Origin of the sequence: Pseudomonas delhiensis (assembly GCF_900187975.1) — a bacterium.
Taxonomy (GTDB): Bacteria; Pseudomonadota; Gammaproteobacteria; order Pseudomonadales; family Pseudomonadaceae; genus Pseudomonas; species Pseudomonas delhiensis.
Genome location: NZ_FZPC01000022.1, coordinates 70,963 through 95,883, shown reverse-complemented (window position 1 = coordinate 95,883; position 24,921 = coordinate 70,963). Strand labels below are relative to the sequence as shown.

30 protein-coding genes and 3 pseudogenes are annotated in these 24,921 nt (G+C 70.9%); 14 read left to right on the top strand and 19 right to left on the bottom strand.

Annotated elements, in window-relative coordinates:
* Position 1 precedes the first annotated feature (1 nt).
* The 5 genes and pseudogenes from CHC02_RS20240 to CHC02_RS20225 all read right to left on the bottom strand — a co-directional run bounded on the left by CHC02_RS20240 (position 2) and on the right by CHC02_RS20225 (position 3,714).
* Positions 2-370: a DUF3509 domain-containing protein gene (locus CHC02_RS20240; RefSeq protein ID WP_089393223.1), complete on the bottom strand. Its 369-nt coding sequence runs from the start codon at positions 368-370 to the stop codon at positions 2-4.
* Between the two features lie 178 nt (positions 371-548).
* Positions 549-704: a hypothetical protein gene (locus CHC02_RS30260; RefSeq protein ID WP_009621884.1), complete on the bottom strand. Its 156-nt coding sequence runs from the start codon at positions 702-704 to the stop codon at positions 549-551.
* Between the two features lie 166 nt (positions 705-870).
* Complete coding sequence (locus CHC02_RS20235; protein ID WP_089393222.1) at positions 871-1,293, bottom strand: hypothetical protein; 423 nt, start codon at positions 1,291-1,293, stop codon at positions 871-873.
* Positions 1,294-1,468: 175 nt separating this feature from the next.
* Positions 1,469-3,283 carry an ATP-dependent zinc metalloprotease FtsH gene (gene ftsH, locus CHC02_RS20230; protein WP_089393261.1) on the bottom strand — a complete coding sequence of 605 codons (1,815 nt, stop codon included), beginning with the start codon at positions 3,281-3,283 and terminating at the stop codon, positions 1,469-1,471.
* 205 nt (positions 3,284-3,488) lie between these two features.
* Positions 3,489-3,714, bottom strand: a pseudogene (locus CHC02_RS20225) (toxin-antitoxin system HicB family antitoxin).
* Between the two features lie 393 nt (positions 3,715-4,107).
* On the opposite strand from CHC02_RS20225, the gene CHC02_RS20215 reads away from it, so the two are divergent.
* Entirely contained in the window at positions 4,108-4,881 is a 774-nt protein-coding gene (locus tag CHC02_RS20215) for an ABC transporter ATP-binding protein (protein WP_089393220.1), read from the top strand.
* Between the two features lie 204 nt (positions 4,882-5,085).
* Here the strand turns inward: CHC02_RS20215 and CHC02_RS20210 are convergent.
* The 4 genes and pseudogenes from CHC02_RS20210 to CHC02_RS20195 all read right to left on the bottom strand — a co-directional run.
* Positions 5,086-5,235 (bottom strand): annotated as a pseudogene (locus CHC02_RS20210) (con-10 family general stress protein); the annotation flags it as partial.
* A 159-nt stretch (positions 5,236-5,394) separates the two neighbouring features.
* Positions 5,395-6,051, bottom strand: a complete 657-nt coding sequence (locus CHC02_RS20205) for a phosphoribosyltransferase (protein WP_089393219.1) — start codon at positions 6,049-6,051, stop codon at positions 5,395-5,397.
* Positions 6,052-6,053: 2 nt separating this feature from the next.
* Positions 6,054-7,385 (bottom strand): erythromycin esterase family protein, encoded by a 1,332-nt coding sequence (locus CHC02_RS20200; RefSeq protein ID WP_089393218.1) that lies wholly within the window; start codon positions 7,383-7,385, stop codon positions 6,054-6,056.
* Between the two features lie 147 nt (positions 7,386-7,532).
* Entirely contained in the window at positions 7,533-7,805 is a 273-nt protein-coding gene (locus CHC02_RS20195) for a DUF1652 domain-containing protein (RefSeq protein WP_089393217.1), read from the bottom strand.
* 317 nt (positions 7,806-8,122) lie between these two features.
* On the opposite strand from CHC02_RS20195, the gene CHC02_RS20190 reads away from it, so the two are divergent.
* Entirely contained in the window at positions 8,123-8,365 is a 243-nt protein-coding gene (locus CHC02_RS20190) for a hypothetical protein (protein WP_089393216.1), read from the top strand.
* A 3-nt stretch (positions 8,366-8,368) separates the two neighbouring features.
* On the opposite strand, the gene CHC02_RS20185 is transcribed toward CHC02_RS20190, so the two are convergent.
* From CHC02_RS20185 to CHC02_RS20170, 4 genes are read right to left on the bottom strand one after another with little or no spacing between them, the layout of a single operon-like run.
* A complete protein-coding gene (locus CHC02_RS20185) occupies positions 8,369-9,025 on the bottom strand; it encodes a glycosyltransferase family 2 protein (protein ID WP_089393215.1) in 657 nt (218 codons plus the stop codon).
* On the bottom strand, positions 9,022-9,606 hold the full coding sequence (locus CHC02_RS20180; RefSeq protein ID WP_089393214.1) for a class I SAM-dependent methyltransferase: 585 nt from the start codon (positions 9,604-9,606) through the stop codon (positions 9,022-9,024). Before CHC02_RS20180 ends, CHC02_RS20185 begins: the two co-directional genes overlap by 4 nt.
* A complete protein-coding gene (locus CHC02_RS20175) occupies positions 9,603-10,364 on the bottom strand; it encodes a PIG-L deacetylase family protein (RefSeq protein WP_089393213.1) in 762 nt (253 codons plus the stop codon). Before CHC02_RS20175 ends, CHC02_RS20180 begins: the two co-directional genes overlap by 4 nt.
* Positions 10,361-11,386 (bottom strand): acyl-CoA dehydrogenase family protein, encoded by a 1,026-nt coding sequence (locus CHC02_RS20170; protein ID WP_244160874.1) that lies wholly within the window; start codon positions 11,384-11,386, stop codon positions 10,361-10,363. The genes CHC02_RS20175 and CHC02_RS20170 overlap by 4 nt, the downstream gene beginning before the upstream one ends.
* A gap of 182 nt (positions 11,387-11,568) precedes the next feature.
* Here CHC02_RS20170 and katE point away from each other — a divergent pair, with 182 nt between their 5' ends.
* Positions 11,569-13,695 carry a catalase HPII gene (katE, locus tag CHC02_RS20165; protein ID WP_089393212.1) on the top strand — a complete coding sequence of 709 codons (2,127 nt, stop codon included), beginning with the start codon at positions 11,569-11,571 and terminating at the stop codon, positions 13,693-13,695.
* A 41-nt stretch (positions 13,696-13,736) separates the two neighbouring features.
* Positions 13,737-14,143, top strand: a pseudogene (locus CHC02_RS20160) (DUF748 domain-containing protein); the annotation flags it as partial.
* Positions 14,144-14,152: 9 nt separating this feature from the next.
* On the opposite strand, the gene CHC02_RS20155 reads toward CHC02_RS20160, so the two are convergent.
* Positions 14,153-15,280, bottom strand: a complete 1,128-nt coding sequence (locus CHC02_RS20155) for a mechanosensitive ion channel family protein (RefSeq protein WP_089393211.1) — start codon at positions 15,278-15,280, stop codon at positions 14,153-14,155.
* A gap of 195 nt (positions 15,281-15,475) precedes the next feature.
* On the opposite strand from CHC02_RS20155, the gene CHC02_RS20150 reads away from it, so the two are divergent.
* From CHC02_RS20150 to CHC02_RS29995, 3 genes are all read left to right on the top strand, one after another.
* A complete protein-coding gene (locus CHC02_RS20150) occupies positions 15,476-15,712 on the top strand; it encodes a hypothetical protein (protein WP_089393210.1) in 237 nt (78 codons plus the stop codon).
* The gene (locus CHC02_RS20145) at positions 15,693-16,208 is read left to right on the top strand and encodes a low affinity iron permease family protein (RefSeq protein ID WP_089393209.1); all 516 of its coding nucleotides are present in this window, start codon (positions 15,693-15,695) and stop codon (positions 16,206-16,208) included. Before CHC02_RS20150 ends, CHC02_RS20145 begins: the two co-directional genes overlap by 20 nt.
* A gap of 72 nt (positions 16,209-16,280) precedes the next feature.
* A complete protein-coding gene (locus CHC02_RS29995; RefSeq protein WP_139210170.1) occupies positions 16,281-16,631 on the top strand; it encodes a hypothetical protein in 351 nt (116 codons plus the stop codon).
* Here CHC02_RS29995 and CHC02_RS20140 read toward each other — a convergent pair.
* Both CHC02_RS20140 and CHC02_RS20135 read right to left on the bottom strand, forming a co-directional pair.
* A complete protein-coding gene (locus CHC02_RS20140; protein WP_089393208.1) occupies positions 16,609-17,058 on the bottom strand; it encodes a DUF421 domain-containing protein in 450 nt (149 codons plus the stop codon). The two genes, CHC02_RS29995 and CHC02_RS20140, sit on opposite strands and share 23 nt — an antisense overlap.
* An 11-nt stretch (positions 17,059-17,069) precedes the next feature.
* Positions 17,070-17,600: a hypothetical protein gene (locus tag CHC02_RS20135; protein WP_089393207.1), complete on the bottom strand. Its 531-nt coding sequence runs from the start codon at positions 17,598-17,600 to the stop codon at positions 17,070-17,072.
* 248 nt (positions 17,601-17,848) lie between these two features.
* Here CHC02_RS20135 and CHC02_RS20130 point away from each other — a divergent pair, with 248 nt between their 5' ends.
* The gene (locus CHC02_RS20130; protein WP_089393206.1) at positions 17,849-18,235 is read left to right on the top strand and encodes a response regulator; all 387 of its coding nucleotides are present in this window, start codon (positions 17,849-17,851) and stop codon (positions 18,233-18,235) included.
* Between the two features lie 74 nt (positions 18,236-18,309).
* Positions 18,310-18,525 (top strand): hypothetical protein, encoded by a 216-nt coding sequence (locus CHC02_RS20125; RefSeq protein WP_089393205.1) that lies wholly within the window; start codon positions 18,310-18,312, stop codon positions 18,523-18,525.
* Between the two features lie 4 nt (positions 18,526-18,529).
* On the opposite strand, the gene CHC02_RS20120 is transcribed toward CHC02_RS20125, so the two are convergent.
* Together CHC02_RS20120 and CHC02_RS20115 are read right to left on the bottom strand one after the other, a co-directional pair.
* Positions 18,530-19,480, bottom strand: a complete 951-nt coding sequence (locus CHC02_RS20120; RefSeq protein ID WP_089393204.1) for a methyltransferase — start codon at positions 19,478-19,480, stop codon at positions 18,530-18,532.
* Entirely contained in the window at positions 19,477-20,832 is a 1,356-nt protein-coding gene (locus tag CHC02_RS20115; RefSeq protein WP_089393203.1) for an iron-containing redox enzyme family protein, read from the bottom strand. The genes CHC02_RS20120 and CHC02_RS20115 overlap by 4 nt, the downstream gene beginning before the upstream one ends.
* A gap of 152 nt (positions 20,833-20,984) precedes the next feature.
* Here CHC02_RS20115 and CHC02_RS20110 point away from each other — a divergent pair, with 152 nt between their 5' ends.
* The gene (locus CHC02_RS20110) at positions 20,985-22,139 is read left to right on the top strand and encodes a carboxylate-amine ligase (protein ID WP_089393202.1); all 1,155 of its coding nucleotides are present in this window, start codon (positions 20,985-20,987) and stop codon (positions 22,137-22,139) included.
* A 280-nt stretch (positions 22,140-22,419) separates the two neighbouring features.
* Positions 22,420-22,971, top strand: coding sequence for an ATP-dependent Clp protease proteolytic subunit (locus CHC02_RS20105; protein ID WP_089393201.1), 552 nt, complete (start codon positions 22,420-22,422; stop codon positions 22,969-22,971).
* Positions 22,972-23,013: 42 nt separating this feature from the next.
* On the opposite strand, the gene CHC02_RS20100 is transcribed toward CHC02_RS20105, so the two are convergent.
* Positions 23,014-23,385: a DUF3509 domain-containing protein gene (locus tag CHC02_RS20100; RefSeq protein WP_089393200.1), complete on the bottom strand. Its 372-nt coding sequence runs from the start codon at positions 23,383-23,385 to the stop codon at positions 23,014-23,016.
* Between the two features lie 433 nt (positions 23,386-23,818).
* Here CHC02_RS20100 and CHC02_RS20095 point away from each other — a divergent pair, with 433 nt between their 5' ends.
* The 3 genes from CHC02_RS20095 (at position 23,819) to CHC02_RS20085 (ending at position 24,901) form a co-directional block, all read left to right on the top strand.
* Complete coding sequence (locus CHC02_RS20095; RefSeq protein WP_089393199.1) at positions 23,819-24,049, top strand: hypothetical protein; 231 nt, start codon at positions 23,819-23,821, stop codon at positions 24,047-24,049.
* 90 nt (positions 24,050-24,139) lie between these two features.
* Positions 24,140-24,379, top strand: a complete 240-nt coding sequence (locus CHC02_RS20090) for a metallothionein (RefSeq protein ID WP_089393198.1) — start codon at positions 24,140-24,142, stop codon at positions 24,377-24,379.
* Positions 24,380-24,448: 69 nt separating this feature from the next.
* Complete coding sequence (locus CHC02_RS20085; protein WP_089393197.1) at positions 24,449-24,901, top strand: phosphotransferase system, HPr-related protein; 453 nt, start codon at positions 24,449-24,451, stop codon at positions 24,899-24,901.
* The last annotated feature ends 20 nt before the right edge of the window (positions 24,902-24,921 follow it).

The window sequence follows — 24,921 nt, the reverse complement described above, 5'->3', positions numbered from 1 at the left end:
CTCAGGCGTTGGCCGCCAGGGCGCGCAGGCGCTCGCCGGCCACCACGATCTTGCGCTGGCGGTGGCAGCCCTGGCCGGGGTTGAAAGTCTGCAGTTCGATGCGCTTGCGGAAGCAGTCCACCTGGTCTTCCTGCAGGGGCTGGCCCTCGGCGGTCAGCAGGTCGCGGCGGATGCGTTCGATGAAGTTGTTCAGGCGCGTCGGGTCACGCCATTCGCTGGCCGGGATGGCCCAGGTGGTCAGCAGGCGCCGGCTTTCGTTGTCGCGCAGCCTCAGCAGCAGGCCGCCATCCGGGCGTTGCTGGAGGTCGATGCGATAGTCGCTGAACTGTTCGCCGAGAAGTTGCGGGGCCTGGCTACGGTCGTTGTGCATGACGCTCTCCCTTGGTATCCGTGAAGCCGATGGGAGAGCTGTTGCAGCATGCGTTCCAGCTTCGCTTGAAAATTTTCTCTTTTCAAATCAGCAGGTTGAGGAAAGGTAGCGAAAACGCGACCGTGCATTGCGCACGATCGCACAAAGCCTGCACGGCAGAATGCAAGGTTCCGGGCGCTCAGTGCTGCTCGTCGATCACGCCTTCCTGGTGGGCGGCGGACAGGTGCGGCTCCTGGCCGCTGTCGACCGGGTCCAGTTCCACCAGCTCCTCCAGTTCATCGGCTTCGCGGGTCACCACCGGATCGGGGTGCGGGGTATCCACGGGGCTTTTCATGGGGCATTCCTCCAGCGGGCATCGTGGCCCGTACCTCTGTTCAGACCCCGCCTGCGCGGGCGCGTGCGATCCATTCACATGCGCACAGTCCATCATGCACACAGTGTCGCGCGAAAACCCGCCTGCGGGAGGCCAAGCGAGGAACGGCAGGGAAAAGGGGCGGCTGCTAGAAGCCGCTGGCTCGTCGGTGCCCCGGCTCGTCCAGGTGCATGCCGAAGGCCAGCTGGAAGAATTCGGCGAGCTGTTCGTCGAGCACCTCGCCGTCCAGCGAGTCCAGGTCCGCGCCCAGGCGGCGCATGTGCTGGCCATGGGTGGCGTATTGCTCGTGGACCAGGCCCTGGAGTTCGGTATCGGCGACGATGCGGTAGAAGCTCGGCTGCTGGCTGCCGCCCAGGCGGGCGAACAGGCACAGTTGCAGGTGGTCGTCCTCGTCCACGAGCAGCTCGACCTGGCAGTCCAGGCCGCGGTCGCGGGCGAAGCGGCTGGCTTCCTCGAAGGCGGGCAGGGCCTTCTGCAGGACGTGGGTCTCGAAGGTGAAGAGGAAATCCTCCTCCGCGGGCCCCGAGGCCCTGGGTGCAGAGTCGTACATGCCGGCGGCTCCTGTGCGGGGGATTAGGAAACACGCAAACGGACCACGTGAACCCGGCGCTACACCTCGACCGCGCCGGACGACAACGCCCATGACACTTGCCTGGCGCCAATCTGTCAATGAGTTCCCCGGCATATGCGCGGCGCTGCAAATAGCCGGCGGTTAGAAGGCCGGTTCAGGGCGCCGGCGCGCCGGCCAGCGCGGGGAAGTCCCCGGGGGTGAGGGTTTCCCGCTCCAGCAGCAGGCGCGCGCCTTCCTCCAGGTCGGCGCGGCGTTGCTCCAGCAGGGCCCGGGCGCGGCGGAAGGCTTCGTCGATCAGCTCGCGCACGCACAGGTCCACCTCGCGGGCGGTCTGCTCCGAGTAGTCCTTCTCGCGCAGCCCCGCCAGGTGGCCGTTGTCGCCGCTCAGGTAGGGCGCGCTCTGCCGCTCCAGCACGGCCTGGCCGAGCTGCTCGCTCATGCCGAAGCGCGTCACCAGCTGGCGGGCGATGTCGGTGGCCTTGGCCAGGTCGTCGGCGGCGCCGGTGGAAATCTCCTCGAACACCAGGGCCTCGGCGGCGCGCCCGGCCAGCAGTACCACCATGCGGTCCTTGAGTTCCTGGCGGCCGATCAGGAAGCGGTCCTCGGTGGGCCGCTGCAGGGTGAAGCCCAGGGCACCGATGGCGTGGGGCACGATGGAGACCTTGTGCACCGGGTCCATGCGCGGCAGCGAGGCGGCGGCCAGGGCGTGGCCCATCTCGTGGTAGGCCACCACCTTGCGCTCCTGCGGCTGCAGCAGCCGGCTGCGGCGCTCGGCGCCGGCGACGATGCGCTCCACCGCGGCGGTGAAGTCGGCCATGCTCACCGCCTCGGCGCCGCGCCGGGTGGCGCCGATGGCGGCCTCGTTGACCAGGTTGGCCAGGTCCGCGCCGGTGAAGCCGGTGGTGATGGCGGCGATCTGCCCGCAATCCAGGTCGCGGGCGGCGCTGATGCGCTTCAGGTGCACCCGCAGGATGGCCTCGCGGCCGCGGCGGTCCGGGCGGTCGATGAGGATCTGGCGGTCGAAGCGGCCGGCGCGCATCAGGGCCGGGTCCAGCACTTCCGGGCGGTTGGTGGCGGCCAGCAGCACCACGCCTTCGCGCGGGTCGAAGCCGTCCAGCTCGGCGAGCAGCTGGTTGAGCGTCTGCTCCTTCTCGTCGTTGCCGCCGAAGGCGCCCAGCCCGCGCATCTTGCCCAGGGCGTCCAGCTCGTCGATGAAGATGATGCAGGGCGCGGCCTTGCGCGCCTGCTCGAAGAGATCGCGCACCCGCGCGGCGCCCACGCCGACGAACAGCTCGACGAACTCCGAGCCGGAAATGGAGAAGAACGGCACCCCGGCCTCGCCGGCCACGGCCTTGGCCACCAGCGTCTTGCCGGTGCCGGGCGGGCCCACCAGCAGGATGCCCTTGGGAATGCGCGCGCCCAGGCGGCTGTAGGTGGGGCGGTCCTTGAGGAAGGACACCACCTCCTGCAACTCGGCCTTGGCCTCGTCGATACCGGCGACGTCGTCGAAGCTGACCCCGGTGTCGCGCTCGACGAACACCCGCGCCTTCGACTTGCCGACGTTGACCATGCCGCCGAAGCCCTGCTTCTCGGCCAGGCCGCGGAAGAAGAACACCCACAGGGCGAAGATCAGCAGGAACGGCAGCAGCCAGCCCAGCAGCTTGGCCAGGCCGCTCTGGGTGACCCCGGAGAAGTCCACCTCGGCCTTCTCCAGCTGCGCCGCCAGCTGCGGCTCGACGCGGTTGGTGGTGAAGCGCGTGCGGCCCTGGATCGGCTCCTTGAGGGTGCCGCTGATGCGCTCCTGGTCGATGCGCAGGTCGCTGACCTTGCCGGCGTCCAGCAGGCGCTGGAACTCGCTGTAGGGAATCGGCGCCTCGGCCGAGTATTCACCCAGCCAGTTCTGCAACAGCAGCATGGCCACGAAGGCCACGAGGAAATACCCGAGGTTCCATTGGTGGTGCTTTTCCATGGCCATGCTCGCTCCCGTGCCGGCAGGGGGGATGGATGCACGCCGGGCTCCGGCGTCGGCACCATTCAGGCACGAACCGCGGCGCGGGGCCTTGGCCGGGATCAAACAAAGGCGGAGGCGGCGTGTCCGAAGGATAGCCGCCGTTGGCGGTCAGTGGCCGGTGAGTTCGGCGAGCAACTCGTCGCGCAGCTGCGGCATCCCTGCCTCAACCGGCGTGCTTTCCGGCCGCCCGCTCGAAGACGCTTTCCGCCCACTGGTTGAGGCTCTTGCCTTCGGCTTGTGCGGCGAGGCTGGCGGCGGCATGGACCTCGGGGCGGATGCGCAGCATGACCTTTGATGTCGCGGACACCGGGCAGGCGGCCGACGAAGATGTCGTTGCGGTCGTCGAATTCTACGCGCGCCGCGTAGCCCTTGTAGGTCATGCAGTTCATGGTTCAACTCCGGCCCGGCGGAGAAATTCGCGGGCCTCTTCGACTGGGTACTTCTTCGCTTCCTTGCCCGGGTGGAGGACCAGCGCTTCGATGTCGGCGAGGGCCAGCGACGTACTTGTGGGCGTGCGGAAGAGGGTTTCCAGTGCTCTGGCGTGGCGATTCTTCGTCCGGCGAATGCTATCGCTGGATGATGGCATTTCATGCCGGCGAGATCGTGGAGCACCGTAGGATCCGGCCGGGCACCAATGCCTTCCTCGGGGCGAACTTGCCGGGGAACTGCTCGACCAGGGCGCAGGCCAGCTCGTCGAAGCGCATCGGGATATGCCCGCCCCTTGGCGCAGGCGGGCCCCGGCGCAGTATCCTTCGCGCTCCCCCCAGCGCCATGAGCCGACCATGATCGAATTCCACAACGTCACCGCCTTCCAGCAGCAGACCCGCGTGCTCGACGGCTTTTCCCTGCGCATCGAGGACGGCGAGAAGGTCGCCATCCTCGGGCCCAACGGCGCCGGCAAGAGCACCCTGCTCAAGCTGATCAGCCGCGAGCTGTACCCGGTGGAGCGCGAAGGCAGCCACCTGAAGCTGTTCGGCAGCGACACCGTCAACCTGTGGGACCTGCGCAGCCGCATCGGCTTCATTTCCCAGGACCTGCAGGACGACTACACGCCCTACACCCAGGCCCTGGACGTGGTGGTCTCCGGCTTCTTCGGCTCGATCGGCGCCCACGGCCACCTGCAGCCCAGCGAGGCGCAACTGCAGCAGGCCCGCGAGCTGCTCGCGGTGGTGGAGATGGAAGGCCACGAGCGGACCATGTTCCAGCGCCTGTCCACCGGCCAGAAGCGCCGCCTGCTGCTGGCCCGCGCCCTGGTCCACGCACCGCGCGCGCTGATCCTCGACGAGCCGGCCAACGGCCTGGACATGGGCGCCAGCCTGGGCATGCTGCGCCTGTTGCGGCGCTTCTGCGGCGCCGAGCACGCGATGATCATCACCACCCACCACATCGACGAGATCATCCCCGAGATCGAGCGCGTGGTGCTGCTGGACCGCGGCCGCATCGTCGCCGACGGGCCCAAGGCCGAGGTGCTGACCAGCGAGCGCCTGTCCGCGCTGTACCAGACGCAGCTGCGCATCAGCGAAGAGGACGGCTGGTATCGTTGCTGGCATGCCTAGCCCGTAGGGCGCCAGGTTTGAGGTTGGCGGCGGATGACCGCGAACGGTTATTCGCCCTACGGATTTGTTCATGCATCTCTGCCAACGCCTCTCCTCGGTGTGGGGCGGAATCCCGTTGGGCATTGGGAGTTGGGTTACGTAGGACTCCGTCCGCGATCAGGTTCCCGGTGGAGCGGGCGCTCCACCGGGAGGGCACTTGCCAGGTTAGCTGCGCCCGCCTCCATGGCTGTGCTGCCCGCCCTTGCGGCCGGCTTCGGAGGCTTTCTCACGGTCGTTGGCGAAGTTGCCGCCGCTTTGCTGACCGCCTTTCTTCCCTGCCTCGGAGGCTTTTTCGCGATCGTTGGCGAAGTTGCCGGGGTTGGTGTTTTTGGAAGTCATGAAAGTGCTCCTCGGATGCATCGCATCCATTGGGTGGGCCGCCAGTCGGCCCACACAGTTACTGGGAAGGCAGCTCCGGAGAATGGTTCGAAGAAGTTTCGCCAGTGGTTGAAGCCCCGGCGCGGCCCGGCTGGATCAGGCGCCCGAAGGCGTGCGCGAGGGGCCGAGCAGGTCGATGACCTCCTGGTCGTCGAGTTGGTGGAAGTCCCGGTAGTAGTGGCCGACGGAGTGGAAATCCTCCGGTGTCAGCAGGCATACCAGCTCGTCCACCAGCGGCCGCAGTTTCTCCACGGTGGCCGGCGGCCCCACGGGCACGGCGAGGATGATGCGCCGCGGGCCGTCCTCGCGCAGGGCCTGCAGCGCCGCACGCACGCTGTTGCCGGTGGCCAGGCCGTCGTCCACCAGGATCAGGTCGCGGCCACGGCGTGACGCCAGCGGCTGCCGCCCGCAGTAGCGGACGCGGCGGCGCTCGATTTCCCGCAGCTGTTCGGCCAGGCGCCGCTCGAACCAGCCGGGCGCCACGCGCAGCTGGCGCAGCAGGTCCTCGTCCTTCACCCACCTGGGCGGGTCGCCTTCCACCACGGCGCCCACGGCGTATTCCTCGTGGCCGGGCGCGCCTATCTTGCGCACCAGCAGCAGTTCCAGGGGGTATTGCAGGGCCAGGGAGATTTCATAGGCCACCGGCACGCCGCCGCGGGGCAGGGCCAGCAGCAGGGGCTCGTGCATGGGCCGTTCGCGCAGCGCCTCGGCCAGGGCCTTGCCGGCGTGCCGCCGGTCGTCGAATGCGTTCATCGTCAGACTCCGAAGGGGAAGGTGTCCGCCGCGCCCGGCGCCGCCTCGCCGGTGCCGGGCTGCAGCGGGGTGACCGCGGTGGTCCGGGCGAACCACAGGTAGGCGTCGAACTGTTCGCCCAGCACCGCCTCGTAGTAGTGGCTGCGGCGCTCGCTGGCCGGCCGGTAGATCACGCCGATGGCGCGCTGCAGCAGGGTGCTGGCGAGCTGGCCGCGCAGCGTCGCGTGCACGGCGCCACGCCAGTCGGTCAGCGAGGCCGCCATGCCGGCGCGGGCGAAGCAGCGTTCCCAGCTTTCCTCCAGCGCCGGGCGCACCTGCTGGATGCGCAGCGGGCCGTTCCAGTCGTCGGCCGCCGCCACCTCGCCGCTGTCGGTGCCCATGCCCAGCAGCACCGCCGCGTCGCCCCAGGCGATGCGGCACAGCTGGCCGAGGTTGAACTCGCCGCGCCAGCCCATGGCGGTGGCCGAGGCGTCGCCGATGTGCGAGTTGTGCGCCCAGACCACGGCCCGGGCCTCGCGGCCGCGGTGGCGCAGCAGCTGCTTGAGGGTGTCGAACATGTGGTTGTCGCGCAGGTTCCAGCTGGAGGCGCTGGCGCGGTACATCAGCCGGTAGTACTGCTCGGCGGCGCGCACCACCCGGGCGTTCTGCGCGGCATCGAACAGGCCTTCGCCGCCGCCCAGGCTCTCCAGGCGGGCCACCAGCAGGTCGTTGAGCTGCTCGACCACCGCCGCCTCGCAGGAATCCCCGTCGCCCCATTCCACCCGCGCGCCGTAGGCCGCCGGGTCGTCCTGCCAGGGCGTGAGGCAGGCATAGCGCTCGCGGGCCTCGCGTGCGCGGGGCGGGTCGTGCAGCTCCAGGTACTGCAGCACCGCGGCCATGGAGGCGCGCAGGCTGTAGATGTCCAGGCCGCGGAATTCCACGCGTTCGGCGATGGGCAGGCCGGCATTGTGGCGGCGCAGCCAGCGCACGAAGTCGAGCACCTCGCGGTTGCGCCACATCCAGCTGGGGAAACGGCTGAAGGCGGCGTCTTCGTCGGGCTGGCCGGGGTAGTCGCGGACGTGGCGGTCCAGGCGCGCCGTGTCCGGCCAGTCGCCCTCGATGGCGACTATGTTGAAGCCGTGCCGCTCGACCAGCTGGCGGGTGATGGCGGCCCGCGCCCGGTAGAACTCCGAGGTGCCGTGGCTGGCCTCGCCGATCAGCACCACCCGGCCGTCGGCGTAGCGCGAGAAGAAGCCGCCGAAGGTCGCCGCGTCCGGATCGGGCAGCGGTTCGGCGGCGTGGCGCAGGCGCTCGACCAGGCGTTCGCGCTCGGCTTCGCTGGGGAAGGAAGACATGCTGCGTACCTCGTCCCGTGGCTCATTCTGGTTTTGAGAAGGCGGCGGGGCGGGCGTTCAGGTTTTCAGTGCGGCGGCAGGCGGCCAGGGCGCGGACGGGCCGGGGTTTGCTGGGGGCACGCGGCCCCGGCGAGGCTCGGGAAATCCCTAGCTGGCCTTCTGGTGCATGGCCGAGGCCGGCCGGTCCTTCTGCAGTATCGCCAGGTCCAGCGTCTGGCGCAGCTCCAGGGCCAGCCTGGCCACGGCGCGCAGGCTGTTCCAGTCCTGCCGCGGGATCTTCGGCACGGTCAGTTCCACGTCCGTGGAATTGGGCGCGAGCAATTGCACGGTCATCGAACCGTCCGCCTCGAGCGTGCAGCGGCAGCCGTAGGGCGCGAAGCTGTCTTCGAGGATACGTTTGGCCTGCAGGTAGGTTTGCATGGAAGGACTCCGGGTAGTCGATTCGCTCAGACGTGCCCGCGCAGGGCCCGGGGCCTTTCGGCCCGCTCACGCCGAAAAGCCGACGCCAGGAAATGAACGATAGCCGGCTAGCGAACCGTTGTTATAACTTTTTCTTATAGCAATAACCGCATTCCGGCATGCCCATCCGCCGCAGCCGGTCGGCGACCGCGGCTGAACCCTGGACCTGCGCACAGGTCAGCCGGAGACCACGCACCGCTGGCGCCGAGCCGCGGACAGCTCAAGCGTTGCGACGAATGGCCGCCGCCGGCGGCAGCCCACCCAGGAGGCACAGGACCATGGCGCAAGCCCCGCGTTTCCGCATCCACTACGAGCTCGAAGGCCAGCCCTGCACCCACGAGGTGGAGGCCCCCGGCGGCGACCTGACCCCGGACCAGGCGCGCTTCCAGCTGGAAAGCCTGCACTCGGACGCCAACCCGGCGGACATCACCGAGCTGCGCATCGTCCCGCTGACCCCCGGCGAGGGCGCGACCGGCCCCGGCGACGGCTGGCAGGCCGGCGCCCCCGATGGCGCGGCCTGAGCCTCAGAGCGGTTCGGCGAGGCTTTCCAGGTAGGCGCCGAAGCCGCCGTGGGCGCGGTAGTCGCGGCGGGCGCTGGTGGTCACGCAGGTCTGGTGCGTCCAGACGATGCGGGCGCCGCAACGCTCCAGGTCGCGTACCAGGTGCAGGTCCTCGTCGCAGGGCAGCGGGCGGAAGCCGCCGGCGCGGCGATAGGCGAGGGCGCACACGCCCAGGTTGGCGCCGTGCACGTGGCGGTGGCCCTCGCGGGGCTGGTAGTGGCGCAGGTAGCGCGCCCGCACTTCGGGGGCATGGGCCGACCAGTCGTCCAGGCGCACCGTGCCGCACACCGCCTCGGCGCCGAAGGCCAGTTGGCGCACCAGCCAGTCGGGGCCGACGCAGCTGTCGGCGTCGGTGCAGGCCAGCCAGCGCGCGCCCAGGCCCAGCAGGTGCTGGGCGCCGGCGCGGCGGGCCTGGCCGACGTTGCGCGCCGCCAGCGGCAGCACCGCCACGCCCAGCTCGGCGGCGATGGCCGCGCTGCCGTCGGTGCAGCTGTCGAGCACCGCCAGCACGCGCACCGGCTCGCCGCCCAGGGCCGGGTGGCGGGCCGCTTCCAGCAACGACAGCAGGCAGCCACGCAGGCGGCCTTCCTCATTGTGCACCGGCACCAGCACGCCGATCACGGGGCGGCCCCGGCGCTGTCGTCGAACCACAGTTCCAGGCGGAAGTCCGGCTCCAGGTGGCGAACCCGCGCCGGCGCGCCCATGGCCTCGGCGAGCAGGGCATGGACGTCGTCGCCGGCCATCTCGCAGCCCTGGATCGGGTGGCGCCAGTGGCAGGCCACCAACGCGCCGCCGCGTTCCAGGCTGGCGGCGGCGCGTTCGCAGGCCAGGCGCCAGGCCGGCGGGGCGAGGTAGTAGCCCAGCTCGCCGAGCACCACCAGGTCGAAACGGCCGGCGGGCCAGTCCTGCGGCAGGCCGCCCTGGCGTACGCGGGCGTGGTCGCAGCTGGCCAGGCGCTGGCGCGCCAGGCCCACGGCGGTGGCGCTGGGGTCGCTGCACAGCAGCTGGTCGCAGCGCTGCGCCAGTTCGATGCTCAGCTCGCCGTTGGCGCAGGCCGGCTCGAAACCGCGGGCGAAGCGCGGGCGCGGCAGGCAGGCCAGCAGCAGCGAGCGCTTGCGCCGCTCGTACCAGCGGGTGCGAAAGGCCCAGGGGTCGGGATCGCCGGCGTACAGCGCCTCGAAATGGCTGGCGGGCAGGCTCACAGGAAGTACACCTCGAAGGGTTGGCTGAGGGTTTCCAGCAGGTGCGGGCCGAGGATGGGGGCGGCGCCGCGGCTGGGGTCCGCCTGCAGTTGGCTGGCATGGGCGGCGATGGCCCGGCGCTTGCGCCACAGGGCGCGCTCGTCCAGGTCCAGGCGCCGGGCCCGCGCCCAGGGCAGGCGCGGGTCGCCGGGCTCGGCCCAGTGCCAGGCCCAGATCGGCACTTCGCAATGGCGCGCGCCGCGGGCGGCGGCCGCCGCCGCGCAGGCCAGGCCGACCTGTTCGTGGTCCGGGTGGCCGTCGTGGCGCCAGGTGCTGACCAGCCTGTCGCCGGGGCGCAGCAGGCCGCGCAGGGCGGCGTCGAGGGTGGCCGCAGCGACCTGGCCATCGGCCATGCGCAGGCGCCGCCAGTGCAGGCGGGGCAGGTCCAGGCCGAGGCGGGCGAGGGCCTCGCGGCTCTCCTGCGGGCGCACTTCGCGCAGGCGCTCGCGGGGCCACAGGGGCGAGCCGGGGTGGCTGGCCTCGCCGTCGGTGACCGACACCAGCAGCGTCTCGCCGGCCATAGCGCCCAGGCTGGCCAGCAGGCCGCCGCAGCCCAGCACCTCGTCGTCGGGGTGCGGCGCCACCAGCACCAGGCGCCCGCCGCCCAGCAGCGCCGGCGGGGTAATCCGCGGCAGTCGCTGCAGGCCCGGCCAGGTGCGCCAGGCACCGGGCGCGGTGCCGGCGCCGGCCGCGGCGATCGGGTCCTGTGCCGCGCTCATAGCGCCCAGGCCTCGGTGGCCTGGGCGGTCAGGCGCAGCCCCAGGCAGGCCAGGTCGCGCTCGCCATGGCTCTGGCGCAGGAACACCGGCAGGTCGGCGGCCAGTTGGGCGAAGTGCTGGTCGCGGCAGAAGGGCGTGGCGCCCAGCGCGCGGCCGACGTGCCACTGCACCGCCTCCACGGCGCCCTCGACCTGGGCCCGCACCCGCCGTGCGCCGAGTTCGGCGCAGGCGTCGGGGTTGTCGTCGATCCAGCTGGCGCATTCGCGCAGCGCGCCGGCGGCGCCGGCCAGGGCGGCGTCCACCGCGCCCAGGTGGGCCATGGCGTGGGGATCGTCGGTATGCCCATGCTGCAGGTAGCTGGCCAGGCGGCTGGCGGCGCCGTACCAGCAGGCGGCGATGCCCGCCGCGCCGTGCCAGAAGCCCGGGCGCTCCAGGTAGGCCAGCGGTCCGCCCACGCAACGCGCCTCGGCCGCCTCGAAGGTGACCTCGACGCTGGCGGTGGCGGCCATGCCCACGGCGTTCCAGCCGCCCTCGGCGACCCGCACGCCGGGCTGCGCCAGGTCCACCGCCACCAGCTGCGGGCGCTCGTCCTCGTCACGGACGCTGACCAGGGCGCGGTCGACCTGGGCGGCGCCGGAGCACCAGGGCTTGACCCCGCTGATGCGTACCTCGTCGCCCCGGCGCGCCTGGATGCGCACCAGCCGGGCCGGCGGGTCGGCGGCCCACACCGCCCAGATGCCGGGGCGGCGCGGCACCTCGGGGGCCAGCTCGGCGAGGATCGCCAGGGCGTCGGTGTGGCCCTCGTACAGCTTGAGCAACGACAGGTCGCTGCCGGACACCGCCGCCAGCGCCTGCCAGCGCTGCAGGGTCAGGCCGCTGCCGGGGCGGGGCAGCTGGTCGAGGCCGGCGGCGCACAGCTCGCGCAGGCGGCTGCCCAGGGTGGCCGGCTGGCGGTTGAGGTCGCGGGGGAGTTCGAAGTCGGCGAGGGCCTGCAGCAGGCCGATGGGCAGGTCGTGGGGCATGACGGCTCCGGCGAAGGTCGTTTCCCAGCCGACCGCCATGCAGCGCCGCAGGTTCAAACCGAACGCCGAACGCGCCGCCTGCGCACCGCCGGGAAAAAAGCCTGAACTCCGCCGCCGCGCCCGCCCCCAAGCAAGAGCCAGCGCGCCCATGGGCGCCGCCCACCTGATCAGGAGATGGACAGATGACACAGAAGAAAGAGTCCGGCAAGCACAGCCAACTGGCGGGGACCCAGACCACCGACCGCGGCAACGGCAACGAGAAGCTCGAACAACTGGAGCGCTACCGCGAGGACGCCACCGGGCAGCCCCTGACCACCAATACCGGCACGCGCATCGCCGACAACCAGAACACCCTGAGCGCCGGCCCGCGCGGCCCCTCGCTGCTCGAAGACTTCATCATGCGCGAGAAGATCACCCACTTCGACCACGAGCGCATTCCCGAGCGCGTGGTCCACGCCCGTGGCTCGGCGGCCCACGGCTACTTCGAGGCCTACGACGATTGCAGCGCGCTGACCAGGGCGGCGTTCCTCGGCAAGGCCGGCAAGCGCACCCCGGTGTTCGTGCGCTTCTCCACCGTGCAGGGGCCGCGCGGCTCGGCCGATACCGTGCGCGACGTGCGTGGCTTCGCGGTGAAGTTCTACACCGAGGAGGGCAATTTCGACCTGGTGGGCAACAACATGCCGGTGTTCTTCATCCAGGACGCGATCAAGTTCCCCGACTTCGTCCACGCGGTGAAGCCCGAGCCGCACAACGAGATCCCCACCGGCGCCTCGGCCCACGACACTTTCTGGGACTTCGTCTCGCTGCAGCCGGAGTCGGCGCACATGGTCATGTGGCTGATGTCCGACCGCGCCATCCCCATCGCCTTCCGCAACATGCAGGGCTTCGGCGTGCACACCTTCCGCCTGGTCAACGCCAATGGCCAGAGCACCCTGGTGAAGTTCCACTGGCGGCCGAAGTCCGGCACCTGCTCGCTGGTCTGGGACGAGGCGCAGAAGCTCGCCGGCAAGGACCCGGACTTCAACCGCCGCACGCTCTGGGAAGACATCGAGAAGGGCGACTACCCCGAATGGGAGCTGGGCGTGCAGCTGATCGCCGAGGACGACCAGGACAAGTTCGACTTCGACCTGCTCGACGCCACCAAGCTGGTGCCCGAGGAACAGGTGCCGGTGCAGGTGCTCGGGCGCATGGTGCTGGACCGCAACCCGGACAACTTCTTCGCCGAGACCGAGCAGGTGGCCTTCCACGTCGGCCACATAGTGCCGGGCATCGACTTCACCAACGACCCGCTGCTGCAGGGCCGGCTGTTCTCCTACACCGACACCCAGCTGCTGCGCCTGGGCGGGCCGAACTTCAACCAGATCCCCATCAACCAGCCGCTGTGCCCGTTCCACAACAACCAGCGCGACGCCTTCCACCAGCACACCCTGCATCGCGGGCGGGCCTCCTACGAGCCCGACTCCATCGACGCCGGCTGGCCCCGGGAGACGCCGCCGGCGGCGCGCCAGGGCGGCTTCGTCAGTTACCACGAACCCATGACCGGCACCAAGGTGCGCGAGCGCCCGGACTCCTTCGGCGACCACTTCAGCCAGGCCGCGCTGTTCTGGCACAGCCTGAGCGAGGCCGAGCAGAACCACGTGGTGGCGGCCTACGCCTTCGAGCTGGGCAAGGTGGAGCGCCAGGCCATCCGCGAACGCGAGGTCAACGAGGTGCTGGCGAACATCGACGCCCAGCTGGCCGCACGGGTGGCACAGCGCATCGGCGTGCAGGTCACCGCCCGGGCCCCGCGGCGCACGCCGCCGCAGCCCTCGCCGGCGTTGAGCCAGGTGAACCTGCTGCCCGGCGACATCCGCTCGCGCAAGGTGGCGATCCTGATCGCCGACGGCGCCAGCGAAGGGGAGGTCGGCGACATGCTCCAGGCCCTGGGCGCGGAGGGCGCCAGCGCCAGGCTGATCGCCCCCACGGCGGCGCCGGTCAAGGCCGGCAGCGGCGCCACCCTGACGCCCCAGGGCACCTGGGACGGCCTACCCTCGGTGGCCTTCGACGCGGTCTACGTGCCCGGCGGGGTGGCGGTCACCCTGGGCGCGGACGGCGCCGGCATGCACTACCTGCTGGAGGCCTACAAGCACCTCAAGCCGCTGGCCTTCAGCGGCGACGGCCAGGCCCTGCCGGGGCAGCTGGGCCTGCAGCCGGACGATGGCCTGGTGATGGGGGCGACGGTGGCGGACGTGTTCGGCGGGTTGAAGAACGCGTTGCTGCAGCACCGTATCTGGGCCAGGGAAGCGCAGGTGGGGGCGCTGCCGGCATGAGGTGAGCCCGGGTGGGAGCGCGGTGTTTGGGCCAGCGGCGGATAACCGCGAACGGTTATTCGCCCTGCCGGCCGGCTGACGCAGCGTTATCCGCCGTGGCGCGCTTCGAAGGCCATGCCCGGCTGTTCGGCCAGGCGCCGCTGGAAGCGCAGGCGTCCTTCGACCCCTTCTCCGACTTCGAGGGCTTCGCACTGCGCCTGCGCGACGTCGACGTGTTCAACTGGCAGCAGGACGTGGCCTGTTCCGCTCCATATGGGAAGCCCTGGTCGGCGGCGGCGAGACGCTGCTGAAGAACCAGCGCAAGGACCCGTTCGCTACCCGCGTCGACCTCAGCGGCAACATCCATGACCAGGACGTCAGCGCTTTCCAGGCCTTCCTCGGCATCCTGCGCAATGCCTTCATCCAGGCGTTCAATGCGCGCTACGAGCGTTCCGCCCCCGGGGACTGAAGCGCCCGCTCAATGGCTGGTGGAGTCCCGGCTGCCGCCTTGCGCCTGTGGGTGGGCGAAGGCGGCCGCCGACTGGCGTTCGGCGCTGCGCGGCGGCGTGGGCATTGCCTCGACGTTGCGCAGCTCGCGGACCGGGAAGGCGAAATCGACGCCCAGTTCCTTCACCCCGGCCAGCAGCCGGAGGTTGATCTGCTGCTGCACGTCCATGTAGCGGTTGTAGTCGGCCGTCTGCATGATGTAGACGACCTCGTAGAGCAGGCGGCTCTCGTCGAAGGCGAGGAAGTGGGCACGGTCGAACTTCGCCTCCGCCTGGGCGTCGATGATTTCCTTCACCAGCTCCGCCACCGCCTTCGCCTTGTCGGCCGAGGTCCGGTAGCTGATGCCGAACTGGAAGACGATTCGCCTGGTGTTCATCCGCTTGTAGTTATGCAGCGTCTGCTTGAGCAGTTCGGTGTTGGAGCAGACGATCTGCTCGCCACTGAGGCTGCGGATGCGCGTGGTCTTGAGCCCGATGTGCTCGATGGTGCCGGCCACGTCGCCGAACACGATGAAGTCGCCGATCTCGAAGGGCTTGTCGAAGCCGATCGAGAGCGACGCGAACACATCGCTCAACAGGGTCTGCACGGCGAGCGCCACCGCGATGCCGCCCACGCCCAGGCTGGCGACCAGGGCGGTGATGTCGACGCCCAGGTTCGCCAGGATGGAAAGCAGCATCACGGCCCAGACGACGATCAGGATCACCACCGAGAGGAGGGTCGTCATCACCGGGTTGCGGATGCCCCCGAAGCGCGAGCGGGCCAGTTCCCCGGTCCACAGGCGCACGCAGGCGTCGAGCCAGAGGGCCACCTGCAGCGCCAGGACGACGAACCAGCCATGGGCCAGGGCCGCCTCCCAGTTGGCGGGGAAGGCGACGAACTTGAGGGCCAGCATCAGCGAGAAGACGAACAGCAGGAAGTTGCTGGTCCTGTTCGCGATGGCCGAGGCATAGCGGGCCCATTGGCTCGTCCGCGCCTCCAGGCGCTTTCTCAGGGACCCGAGGAGCAGGCGAAGCAGCCCGAATGCGACCAGGACGGCGACTATCACCAGCAGCAGGTGGCCGAGAAAGGCCAGGTCGAGCCAGGCATTCAGCGGTGCCATGGTATTCCCCCTTGTCGACTCGTCTGAATAGTTTTGTCGGGGCGGGGCGGGAGAAGTTCAGGAAAATGGCCCGCTGCGCCCCGGGCGGGGCGCCCGGCGCCGCCGGGGAGATCTTCTGAACTCTCGGCCGTGGCGCTTTTCCACCGAGGGCGACACCAGAGAGGCTTTGGGGGCTCAGCCCCGGGAGAGAACGTGATGAGCAGCAAGAACACCATCGTGCAGAAACCCCGTCCCGGTCCGGTGGCCGAACATGACGACCCGCCGAAGGCGCCGGTGCGCGAGCGCCGTGGCGAGCCGCGCCGGCCCGGCCCGGTCATCGAGACGCCCGAGGAGGATGCCGACGGCCCGGGCGGCCCTTGCGCCAGCACCCCGGAATACGAACCGGACGACGTCGACATCCAGGGGACCGGCGATGAGAAGCGCCCCGGCTAGGGGGCGGGGGCGGGCCTCCCGGGCCGCGCGCGGTGGGGCCCGCCCCCGGGGCGCCGCCCAGGAGGCGCCCGGGGCCCCGTCCTTTTCCCGCTTCGCCCAGTGGCTCTCGGTTTGGGCCGGGCGCCCGCCGACCTTCGCCGTGGCCTGCGCCCTGCTGGTGGCCTGGGCCGTCAGCGGGCCCTTCTTCCACTTCAACGACACCTGGCAACTGGTGATCAATACCTCGACCACCATCGTCACCTTCCTCATGGTGTTCCTCATCCAGAACACCCAGAACCGCGACACCGACGCCCTGCACATCAAGATCGACGAGTTGCTGCGCACCACCCGCGCGGCCCATGACGCCCTGATGGGGCTGGACGAGCTGGACGCCGAGCAGTTGCAGAAGCTGCGCGACACCTACCAGCGCATGGGCGAGGACGCCGGCGCCGGGGAAACGCCCCAGTGCGTGGCCGACGAGGAGCAGGCCGAAGGCGACGAACCGCCGCCCCGCTGACCTCCACCGACACCCGCCGAGGACCACCGCCATGCCAAGCCTTCGCACCCTCGGTCTCTGCCGCGCCTTGCCGTGCCTGGAGGACGATGGCTGCGAGGCGCCGCCGTCGCCCGCCGGCTGAGCGCCGGCCCCCTGGGCTTCAACCAGTGGCTGCTGGTGCTCGGCGGCCTCCTGCCCACCCCCGGGCTGACTTCCGCCTACCTGCGCCTGCTGCCGGTCGGTTCCTCGCTGCTGTACCTGCCATCGGCCCGCTGGAGCCGGACCTGTGGCAGGCGGACATCGGCCGCATCAGCCCCTGGCTGGAGCGCCTGGCCGGGGCCGCGCAGCGTGGTGGCGCCGAGCCCCCGCCTGCACGGGCTGACCACCCAGCCGCTGCTCGACCGCTACGAGCGCGCCCAGCTCAGTTGCCGCCCTCGGGAATGATGGAGATCTTGCCGTTCTTCTCGAGGATGGCGAAGCGGATCTGCTCCATGCGCTCCAGGCCCTGGGTCTGGCGCGCGGCGAGCAGGATGTCCTCCTCCCGCAGCCGCGCCTCGGCCAGGCGCGCGCGCAATGGCCGGCCGTACTCGACGATGAGCGTCGGCGAGCCCTCGATCAGCCGGTCCACCGCCGGGTGGCGCAGCTTGAGCAGCGACAGGCCGACGTCGATGACGATCAGCGTGACTATCACCAGCGCCGCGTTGATCAGCGAGAAGTCGTTGCCCAGCAGGGCCTGCTGGGTGGCCTCGCCGATGATCATCAACAGCAGCAGGTCGAAGGTGGTGATGTCCGCCAGCGACCGCCTGCCGGCGATGCGGAAGAGGATCAGCAACAGCAGGTAGATGGCCGCGGCGCGCAGGACGGATTCCATGGGGCACCTCCTCAGGGGTAGATCAGCTGGTTGAACTCCAGGGCCTGGCCGGCGCCTTCCACCCGGTAGCCGAGCAGGCCCGGCTCGTCGGGCAGCAGGGTCAGGAACAGGTGCCACTCGCCGCGCTCGTCGTGCCGCCCGCGCAGGGCCAGGCCGCCGCGCCAGCTGTCGCCGCGCAGCATCGGCTGCAGGCTCTGCACGCTCTGGCGGGCGAGGAAGTCGCCGCCCAGGCGCAGCTCGGCCGGGCTGCCGGGGGCGCCCCGCAGGCGCACGTGCAGGTTGTGGCTGGCGCCGATGCGGCCGAAGCGCTCGTATTCGACCTGCAGCCGGCCGTCCTGGCTGGCCAGCTGGCGCGAACTCAGCGGGCCGCTGGCGAACAGGCCGCTCAGGGCCACCAGCACGATGCCCAGCAGCACGACCAGCCCCAGGCGTTCCAGGCGCCAGGCGCGGCGCTGGCTGGCCATGTGCTCGTCGACCGGGTAGCTGCGCTCGCGGAACGCCTGCGCGGGCTCTGCCGGCGGGGGCCGGGGATGCTCTGTCATGGCGTGTACCTTCGTTTGGCCGCTCTTTTGCTGCGACTGCGACGGCGCCGCTTGGTGCCGGCCAGCTTACCGGCGGAAGCGCTGGGCATTTTGCAGCGCGGCCGCGGGCGGGCAGCGCATTCTGCTGATGTCGCCCTGCCATGACCCGCGGCGCGGGTGCTCTGCGCCGGGGGCCGCGCCCGGCGCGGGGGTGGGCGTGGTTCTTGCTGGACTAGAGGAAGGAAGCATTCACCGACGGGGGACGAGCCATGAGCGAAACGGACAAGGTCGTACTGCTGCTCGCCGAGCAGGCCGACCAGTTGTGGCGCCTGGAGCAACTGCTGCTGGACCACGGCTACGCGGTGCTGAGCGCCGTGGACAGGATACAGGCGCTGGAGCACCTGTCCTCGTCGGTGGTGATCGACCTGATGCTGGTGGACGAGCCCTTCGCCGGGCCGCTCACCGGCGCCGCGCTGATCGAGGCCTGCCTGCCGCTGCGCCCGCTGATGCGGGTGCTGGTGCTGACGCAGAACACGGAGCGTTCCACGCTGCACGCCCAGGCCTACCCGGTGCTGCTCAAGCCGGTGGGCCTGGAGGAGCTGGGCCTGGCGATCGCCGTGGCGCTGCGCAGCCCGCCCGTGCAACCCTGGCTGTGAGGGGCGCGCCTGCCGCGGCGAACGGGCCTGAGCCCGGCCATTCCCTGCAACCGCCTTCGCGGAGGAGGACACCCATGGGTCCCAGCCCCCCGTACCTGGTCAGCTACATCCTCGACGACCAACCCACCACCCTGGCGCTGCACCGCGACGGCGAGCTCGATGCCGGCGCGGCACTGGACTTCCTGCAGGGGCTGCACGGCACCGCCGCGCGCATCAGCGACGTGCAGGTGAGCCGGGTCAAGCGCAGCCAGGAGCGCGACACCACTCCCGGGCACTACCGCCGGCCCTGAGCCTTCAGGCCAGGCGGCGCAAGGTCAGCAGCACCGCGGCGATGCGCTCCACCTGCCGGTAGGCGGGCTGCTCCAGTTCCTCGCCGAACACGTCCGGGTCCAGTTCCTCGTAGCGCCATTCCCAGCCGGGGCGGGCCGCCAGCAGCCGGCTCGCCTGGCGCCACAGCGGCGCCTCGCCGTCGATGACCGCGGCGCCCGTGTAGAGCAGCAGGCTGCCGCCGGGGGCCAGGCGGCCGAGGGCGCTTTCGAGGATGCGCAGCGACAGCTCCGCCCCCTGGGAACCGCCGCCGTGGCGGTAGGTACGCTGGGCTGGGTCGAGCATGTAGGGCGGGTTGGCCACCATCAGGTCGAAGTCGCCGGCCAGGCCCTCCAGCAGGTCGCTGCGGCGCACCTGCAGCTGCGGCGCCTCGGCCAGCAGCGCGTTGACGCGGGTGAAGGCCAGGGCGTGGGGGTTGATGTCCACGGCGTGCACTTCCGCCCGCGGGCAGGCCCCGGCGAGGAGGATGGCGCCGGGCCCGGCGCCGCAGCCGATGTCCACCGCACGATGGACGTCGCGGCTGTCCAGTGCCTGCAGGTGCTGGCCGATGGCGCGGGCGAAGCGGTAGGTGTCGGGGCCGAAGAACACCGCCTCGGCCTCCTGGGTGGGGTAGGCCGAGTGCACGAACAGCTGGTCCTCCAGGCTCGACCAGCGCACCTTGCTGCGCCAGTGGCGGCCGTCCCGGTGCAGCAGGTCGGCGGCCGCCAGCAGGGAGAACAGCGGGCGCTCGAGCTGGCCGTCGGCGAAGGGCCGGCTCCAGCCGAAGATGTCGCGCAGGTCGCGGGCCAGGGCGTTTTCCTCGCGGGCATTGACCCGCGCATGGCTGGCCGGGCTCACGGTGACGAAGGCGTAGCCTTCCCGGCGCAGGCGCAGCCCCAGCGCCAGCAGGGCCTCCAGGCGCGGCGGCAGTGCAGTCATGGGGCCACCCCCAGGTCCTGGCTGAACAGGCGGGTGGCCAGCAGGCCGAGGGGCGTCCAGTGGCGCTGCGGGGCCAGCAGCGGCAGCAGGTGCTGGCGACGCTGGTGCGGCACCAGCTGGGCCAGTTCGCGGCGCAGCCGGCGTTCCTCCTCGTCGAGGTCGGCCGGCGCCGGCTCCAGCGCCAGCGGTCGCGGCGGCGCGTGCCGGACCGGGGCGGGCGAGGGCGCCCAGCTGCCGGCTATCCAGTCGTGCAGCAGCTGCTGCTCGTAGCCATCGAAGACGCCGAACATGGCGGCGTCGGGGCCGCTGACCAGGCGCCAGAAGCGGCTGCGCGCCGGGTCGGCGTCGCGCAGGATCCAGCCTTCCTGCTGCAGCGCCCGCAACAGGGCGGCCACGCCCCAGGGCTGGACCAGCCACTGGTTGAGGGTGCGGCCCTGGATGCGCGTGCGGTCGCTGTGCTGGTGGCGGGCGAAGGGCTGCTTGCGCTCCAGCATGGCCAGCAGTTCGTGGTCCAGGTCGAAGCCGTCGATCACCTGGGTACTGGACAGGCCGACGTCGTTCAGCCCCATGCCGGCCCGCACCCGGGCGAGGAAGGCCGCGCGCCGCGGTTTGTCCGGCAGGTGGTTGAACAGCGTCTGCAGGGCCCGCCGGGCATGGCCGCAGCTGGCGTTGTCGATGGTCACGTGGAGGCGGAAGTAGGTGGGGTCTATGCCCAGTTCCTGCAGTTCCCAGGTGGTCACCAGCAGGTGCAGCGGCGGCAGCTCGTAGCCCAGGTTGTAGCCGATCAGCTCGGGCAGGCGCTGCCCGGCCAGGCAGCCCAGCGCCAGTTGCACCGTGCCCTGCAGGTAGTGCTCGGCGGACAGGTCGGACGTGCCGGCGCAGCCCAGGCTTTCCAGCAGGTGGCGGTAGATCAGCACATGGTTGCAGCCGGCCACGCCGCGGCCCAGCTCCTCCAGGTAGGTGTGCACCAGCGGCAGCAGCCGGGCGTCGCCGGCATGGGCCAGCACGCCGTACAGCCAGGCGCCGTCCACCAGCTTGGTGGGGGCCACGCCGCGCAGGAAGTGGAGCGCGTGGGCACGGTTGCGGAAGTAGCGCCGCGGGGCGCCGGCATGCCGCTCGGCCAGGTAGCGCGCATAGTCCCGCGCGGTGCGGGCGGCGCGCGCGTCCAGCCACTGCGGCCAGGCCGCCGGGGTGTCGGGCAGGTCCACGGGCCGCTCGGTCGCCCGTTGCAGCTGCCGTTGGAGGAAGGCGTCGGCCGCCGCCAGGTGCTCCTCCGGCGCGTGGAGCAGGGCCGCGTGCAGCGAGCGGGCATCGACCGCCTCTTCGCGGGGCGGGGTGCAGGGCAGGTTCATGGGGCGGCTCCTCTGGCGATGGCTCCTGAAGAGTGCGATCGGCGCCGGCGGCGAAGGTTTCAACGATCGGCCCGAGCGGGCGCGCGCAGGAAAGACGGAACCCGGGGCCGGGCCGCGGCGTCGATCCTGTAACCCTTCCGGCAGGGATCACCATGGCCGCGACGCCCGCGTATCCACCGGCCCGCTTCGGCATCGAGGAGGAGGCCTTTCTTCTCGACGGCGCCAGCCTCGACCTGGCCCGGCACGTCCCGCCCGACTGGGTGCCGGCCTGCCGCCGGGCGCTGGGCGACTGCTTCGCCGAGGAAATGTTCCAGTGCCAGGCGGAACTGGTCAGCCCGGTGTTCCGCCAGTTGGGCGAGGCCGTCGCCTTCCTCGCCCGCGGCCGCGCGCAGCTGGCCGACCTGGCCCGCGCCCACGGCCTGCGCAGCCTGGTGGTGGGCACGCACCCGTTCAGCCGCCTCGCCGATGCCGCGCCCAGCGAGCAGCCGCACTACCGCGCCTTGTTCGAGGACTACGTGCAGCCGGCCCGCAACAGCCTGCTGTGCGGCCTGCACGTGCACGTGGAGGTGCCGCCCGGGCAGGACCGGGTGGCGCTGATGAACCGGGTGCTGCCCTGGGCGCCGCTGCTGCTGGCGCTGAGCTGCTCGTCGCCGTTCTGGCAGGGCCGCCACACCGGGCTCGCCAGCTACCGCCGGGCGCTGTCCGGGCAATGGCCGCGGATGGGCATGCCGCCGTGGTTCGCCGACGAGCCGGCCTACCAGGCGCACCTGAAGCTGCTCCACGCCCGGGGCCTGATGCGCGAGCCGGGCCACGCCTGGTGGTTCCTGAGGCCCTCGGCGCGCTACCCGACCCTGGAGTTGCGCATCAGCGACGCCTGCCCGCGCCTGGCCGACGCGCTGTGCATCGCCGGGCTGTTCCGCGCGCTGCTCACCCAGGCCATGGCCGATGCCGATGCCGGTGACCCGCACCTGGCGCGCGCGCTGCTGGCGGAGAACTACTGGCAGGCCCAGCGCCACGGCTGCCGGGCGCGCTTCCTGCTGGCCGACGGGCGCTGCGTCGACCTGGCGCAATGGCTGGCGCAGGCCTGGGCACAGTGCGCGGCACCGGCCCGCGCCGGCAACGAATGGGCCTACGCCCACGCCTGCCGGCTGGCCCGCTCGGGCGGCAGCGCACAGCGGCAGGTGCGCAGCCTGCGCCGGCATCTGGCGCGCGGCGGCGATGTGGCGGAGGCACTGCAGGAGCTGGTGGCCGAATTGCTGGAAGAGAACCGCCAGGTGCCGGAGGGCCTGCCCCTGAATAGCCGGTGAGCCCGATCGCGGACAGAGTCCGCTCCTACAGCTCCAGGTAAGCACGGACACAAGCGCGCCCTGCCCGCGATTTCGCGCGCAGGGCGCGCTCCTACAGGGGAATGGCATGACTCGGGCTGCGTAGGAGGACTCCGTCCGCGATGACCCGCGGCCACGCCAATCATCGGGTATGGGCGGAACCACGCCCCAGCCGTTCGTCGCGCCGATGGCTCGACCGGGCTTCGCCGCGACTCAGCAGAATGTCCAGCCCGGAGGCCCCCGCAACCAGGAGAGCACGCCCATGTCCACGCACATCATCCATTTCACCGGCCCGATCAACTCGTCCACCTGCGGCAACCTCATCAGCACCTGCACCCGCGCCCTGCAGCAGGGCGCCAGCCACCTGCAGCTGAACATCGCCACCATGGGCGGCGACTGCAGCTACGGCTTCACCCTGTACAACTACCTGCTTGCGCTGCCGGTGCAGGTGGACACCCACAACCTCGGCACCGTGGAGTCCATGGGCAACATCCTGTTCCTCGCCGGCCAGGTGCGCACCGCCTGCCCGTACAGCAAGTTCCTGTTCCACCCGTTCCACTGGTCGCTGCATGGCGCGGTGGACCATGCGCGCATGGCGGAGTACGCCATGAGCCTGGACTACGACCTGAAGCTCTACACCGACATCGTCGCCGAGCGCACCCGGGGCGCGGCGCAGCGCCTGGACATTCCCAGCTACCTGATGGCCTACCCGCGCATCCTCGGGGCGCAGGAGGCCATCGCCTGCGGCCTGGTCGAGCGGGTGGACGCCATGCCCATCGCCGATTCCACCTGCCAGTGGACGGTGCACGCCTGACGCCGGGGCAGATTGTTCGAACCCCGCCGGCGTCGGGGGGCCCTACCAGCGCGGGTTGCGGTCGGCCTGGGCGCGCAGGCGCTCGCCGGCCACCACGATCTTGCGCGGCCGGTGCTGGTAGTTGCCGGGGACGAAGGTGCGCAGCTCGATGCGCTTGAGGAACCAGTCGACGTTGTCCGGCTGCAGCGGGCCCGACTCGGTGATCAGGTCGCGGCGGATGCGTTCCACCAGGTTGTTCAGCAGGACGTCGTTTTCCTGCTCTTCCTTGTGCAGCACGCGCAGGGCGATGCGCTCGCCGTTGGCGTCGTGCAGGTCCATCAGCACCGAGCCGTCGGGGCGGAAGGTGAATCGCGGGGAATAGGCGCGGAACTGGTTCTGCAGGTGTTCGATGGCAGCGTTGGAGGTGGCAGGCATGACGTGCTCCCTGTTGGTTGGACGGTGGTCGATGGCTTTGCAGCAATCGTTCCGTCTCTGTCGTCATCCTCAACCAACTGTTTCCATTGGGCTTTTTATTGAAGCGATGGCCCCTTGATACTTGCGCATTGCAAAGCGGCGGGATCGTCCGTCGCCTTACTGCATGCCAGGATGATGGCCAAGTGATGCCGAGGCGAGCCACCTCGCCCCGGCAAGGTCCCGCGGCGCCGACCGTTCGTCCGGCCTGGCGTTTTTTTGGGCGACAAGAAAGCGGCGCGCGGGCCCGCAGTCCCGCTAAGTGGATGAAGCGCGGAGCGCTTTCGTCGATCAGGCATTCTGCATGGCCGAACGATGGCTCCCCGCCACCCTGTTATCGCCGGCTGCCGGCGCTACCTTTGCTCAAAGACATTCCTTTCCTGGGAGGGGCCTGCAGATGACCCACTTCACACGCGGTGAAATCGAAGACCTGTTGCAGCACAACCACCCGGCGTTCCGCTTCAGTTGCTGCCGGCAGCTCGATGGCTGCTACGCGATCAGCCTGCGCCACCCGTCGCAGGGCAGGGCGCCCGCCACCGTGGTGGGCATCAGCGGCGAGGAACTGTGCACCGCCGAGCAGGTGGAAAGCCTGGGCCAGGAGCTGATCCGCACCTACGACGCCGCCTGAACCGCGGCGGCCTCGCCCGCACGAAAAGCTGAACTCCCCGCTGGCGTCCGGCTCAACCCAGGTAGAGCTGACGCACGGAGGAGCCTGGAGATGAAACCCGATATCTGTGCCTGCCCCGGCTGCATCTGCGAGCTGGACGATGCCGCCGTGCGCGAGGGCGACCGCTACTTCTGCTGCCAGGCCTGCGCCCAGGGCCACCCCGGGGACCGGCAGTGCAAGGACCCCGAATGTCCCTGCGCCGACCGCGGCAAGGCGAAGAAGAGCCAGGAGCAGCAGCTGGACCACTCCCTGGAAGAAACCTTTCCCGCCAGCGACCCCATTTCCCCCTGAGGCCGGCGCCGCTGCCTGCCCGGCAGCCCGAGGCCGGGGCAGGGCGGCGCCCAGCGAGAGGAGAAGGCCATGAACGACGAGCGCAAGCACAGCCAGCCCCGGGAAATCGACGACACCGAGGACCGCATGGGCTCGGTGCGCGAACTGGATTTCGACGAGGAGCGCGCCCAGGGCCGCATCGGCGACGAGCGCCCGCGGCGCGAGGTGAACGAGGAGTTCACGCCGGAACGGGCGGCCGAGATGGGCATGACCGGCGGCGAGACCCTGGTCGACGGCGACTACGAGGACCATGTGGACAGTGACGACCTGGCCCCGGAGACGCTGCTCGACGAGGGCAGCGAATCCGAGCTGGAACCGGCCGACGACACGCCGGTGGACCGCGAGCTGCGGGTGGTGGGCGAGGAGGAGATCGGCGGCGGCATCGGCCTGGACGAGGCCGAGCTGGGCCGCTCCGCGCCGCTGGACGGCAAGCCCTGGACCGACCGGGTATCGCCGCCGGACACTGACGAAGAAGAACGCTGAACGCCCCAGCCACGGAGGAA

What these genes read in the sequence shown, in the direction of transcription:
- CHC02_RS20155 (WP_089393211.1), bottom strand. Translation starts at nt 15,280, where the DNA reads ATGGCACCGCTGAATGCCTGGCTCGACCTGGCCTTTCTCGGCCACCTG.
- CHC02_RS20105 (WP_089393201.1), top strand. Translation starts at nt 22,420, where the DNA reads ATGTCCACGCACATCATCCATTTCACCGGCCCGATCAACTCGTCCACC.
- CHC02_RS20195 (WP_089393217.1), bottom strand. Translation starts at nt 7,805, where the DNA reads ATGCAAACCTACCTGCAGGCCAAACGTATCCTCGAAGACAGCTTCGCG.
- CHC02_RS20205 (WP_089393219.1), bottom strand. Translation starts at nt 6,051, where the DNA reads ATGAACGCATTCGACGACCGGCGGCACGCCGGCAAGGCCCTGGCCGAG.
- CHC02_RS20145 (WP_089393209.1), top strand. Translation starts at nt 15,693, where the DNA reads ATGAGAAGCGCCCCGGCTAGGGGGCGGGGGCGGGCCTCCCGGGCCGCG.
- ftsH (WP_089393261.1), bottom strand. Translation starts at nt 3,283, where the DNA reads ATGGAAAAGCACCACCAATGGAACCTCGGGTATTTCCTCGTGGCCTTC.
- CHC02_RS20120 (WP_089393204.1), bottom strand. Translation starts at nt 19,480, where the DNA reads ATGACTGCACTGCCGCCGCGCCTGGAGGCCCTGCTGGCGCTGGGGCTG.
- CHC02_RS20175 (WP_089393213.1), bottom strand. Translation starts at nt 10,364, where the DNA reads ATGAGCGCGGCACAGGACCCGATCGCCGCGGCCGGCGCCGGCACCGCG.
- CHC02_RS20150 (WP_089393210.1), top strand. Translation starts at nt 15,476, where the DNA reads ATGAGCAGCAAGAACACCATCGTGCAGAAACCCCGTCCCGGTCCGGTG.
- CHC02_RS20090 (WP_089393198.1), top strand. Translation starts at nt 24,140, where the DNA reads ATGAAACCCGATATCTGTGCCTGCCCCGGCTGCATCTGCGAGCTGGAC.
- CHC02_RS20095 (WP_089393199.1), top strand. Translation starts at nt 23,819, where the DNA reads ATGACCCACTTCACACGCGGTGAAATCGAAGACCTGTTGCAGCACAAC.
- CHC02_RS30260 (WP_009621884.1), bottom strand. Translation starts at nt 704, where the DNA reads ATGAAAAGCCCCGTGGATACCCCGCACCCCGATCCGGTGGTGACCCGC.
- CHC02_RS20085 (WP_089393197.1), top strand. Translation starts at nt 24,449, where the DNA reads ATGAACGACGAGCGCAAGCACAGCCAGCCCCGGGAAATCGACGACACC.
- CHC02_RS20240 (WP_089393223.1), bottom strand. Translation starts at nt 370, where the DNA reads ATGCACAACGACCGTAGCCAGGCCCCGCAACTTCTCGGCGAACAGTTC.
- katE (WP_089393212.1), top strand. Translation starts at nt 11,569, where the DNA reads ATGACACAGAAGAAAGAGTCCGGCAAGCACAGCCAACTGGCGGGGACC.
- CHC02_RS20215 (WP_089393220.1), top strand. Translation starts at nt 4,108, where the DNA reads ATGATCGAATTCCACAACGTCACCGCCTTCCAGCAGCAGACCCGCGTG.
- CHC02_RS20115 (WP_089393203.1), bottom strand. Translation starts at nt 20,832, where the DNA reads ATGAACCTGCCCTGCACCCCGCCCCGCGAAGAGGCGGTCGATGCCCGC.
- CHC02_RS20125 (WP_089393205.1), top strand. Translation starts at nt 18,310, where the DNA reads ATGGGTCCCAGCCCCCCGTACCTGGTCAGCTACATCCTCGACGACCAA.
- CHC02_RS20135 (WP_089393207.1), bottom strand. Translation starts at nt 17,600, where the DNA reads ATGACAGAGCATCCCCGGCCCCCGCCGGCAGAGCCCGCGCAGGCGTTC.
- CHC02_RS20140 (WP_089393208.1), bottom strand. Translation starts at nt 17,058, where the DNA reads ATGGAATCCGTCCTGCGCGCCGCGGCCATCTACCTGCTGTTGCTGATC.
- CHC02_RS20110 (WP_089393202.1), top strand. Translation starts at nt 20,985, where the DNA reads ATGGCCGCGACGCCCGCGTATCCACCGGCCCGCTTCGGCATCGAGGAG.
- CHC02_RS20190 (WP_089393216.1), top strand. Translation starts at nt 8,123, where the DNA reads ATGGCGCAAGCCCCGCGTTTCCGCATCCACTACGAGCTCGAAGGCCAG.
- CHC02_RS20100 (WP_089393200.1), bottom strand. Translation starts at nt 23,385, where the DNA reads ATGCCTGCCACCTCCAACGCTGCCATCGAACACCTGCAGAACCAGTTC.
- CHC02_RS20235 (WP_089393222.1), bottom strand. Translation starts at nt 1,293, where the DNA reads ATGTACGACTCTGCACCCAGGGCCTCGGGGCCCGCGGAGGAGGATTTC.
- CHC02_RS20170 (WP_244160874.1), bottom strand. Translation starts at nt 11,386, where the DNA reads ATGCCCCACGACCTGCCCATCGGCCTGCTGCAGGCCCTCGCCGACTTC.
- CHC02_RS20200 (WP_089393218.1), bottom strand. Translation starts at nt 7,385, where the DNA reads ATGTCTTCCTTCCCCAGCGAAGCCGAGCGCGAACGCCTGGTCGAGCGC.
- CHC02_RS20130 (WP_089393206.1), top strand. Translation starts at nt 17,849, where the DNA reads ATGAGCGAAACGGACAAGGTCGTACTGCTGCTCGCCGAGCAGGCCGAC.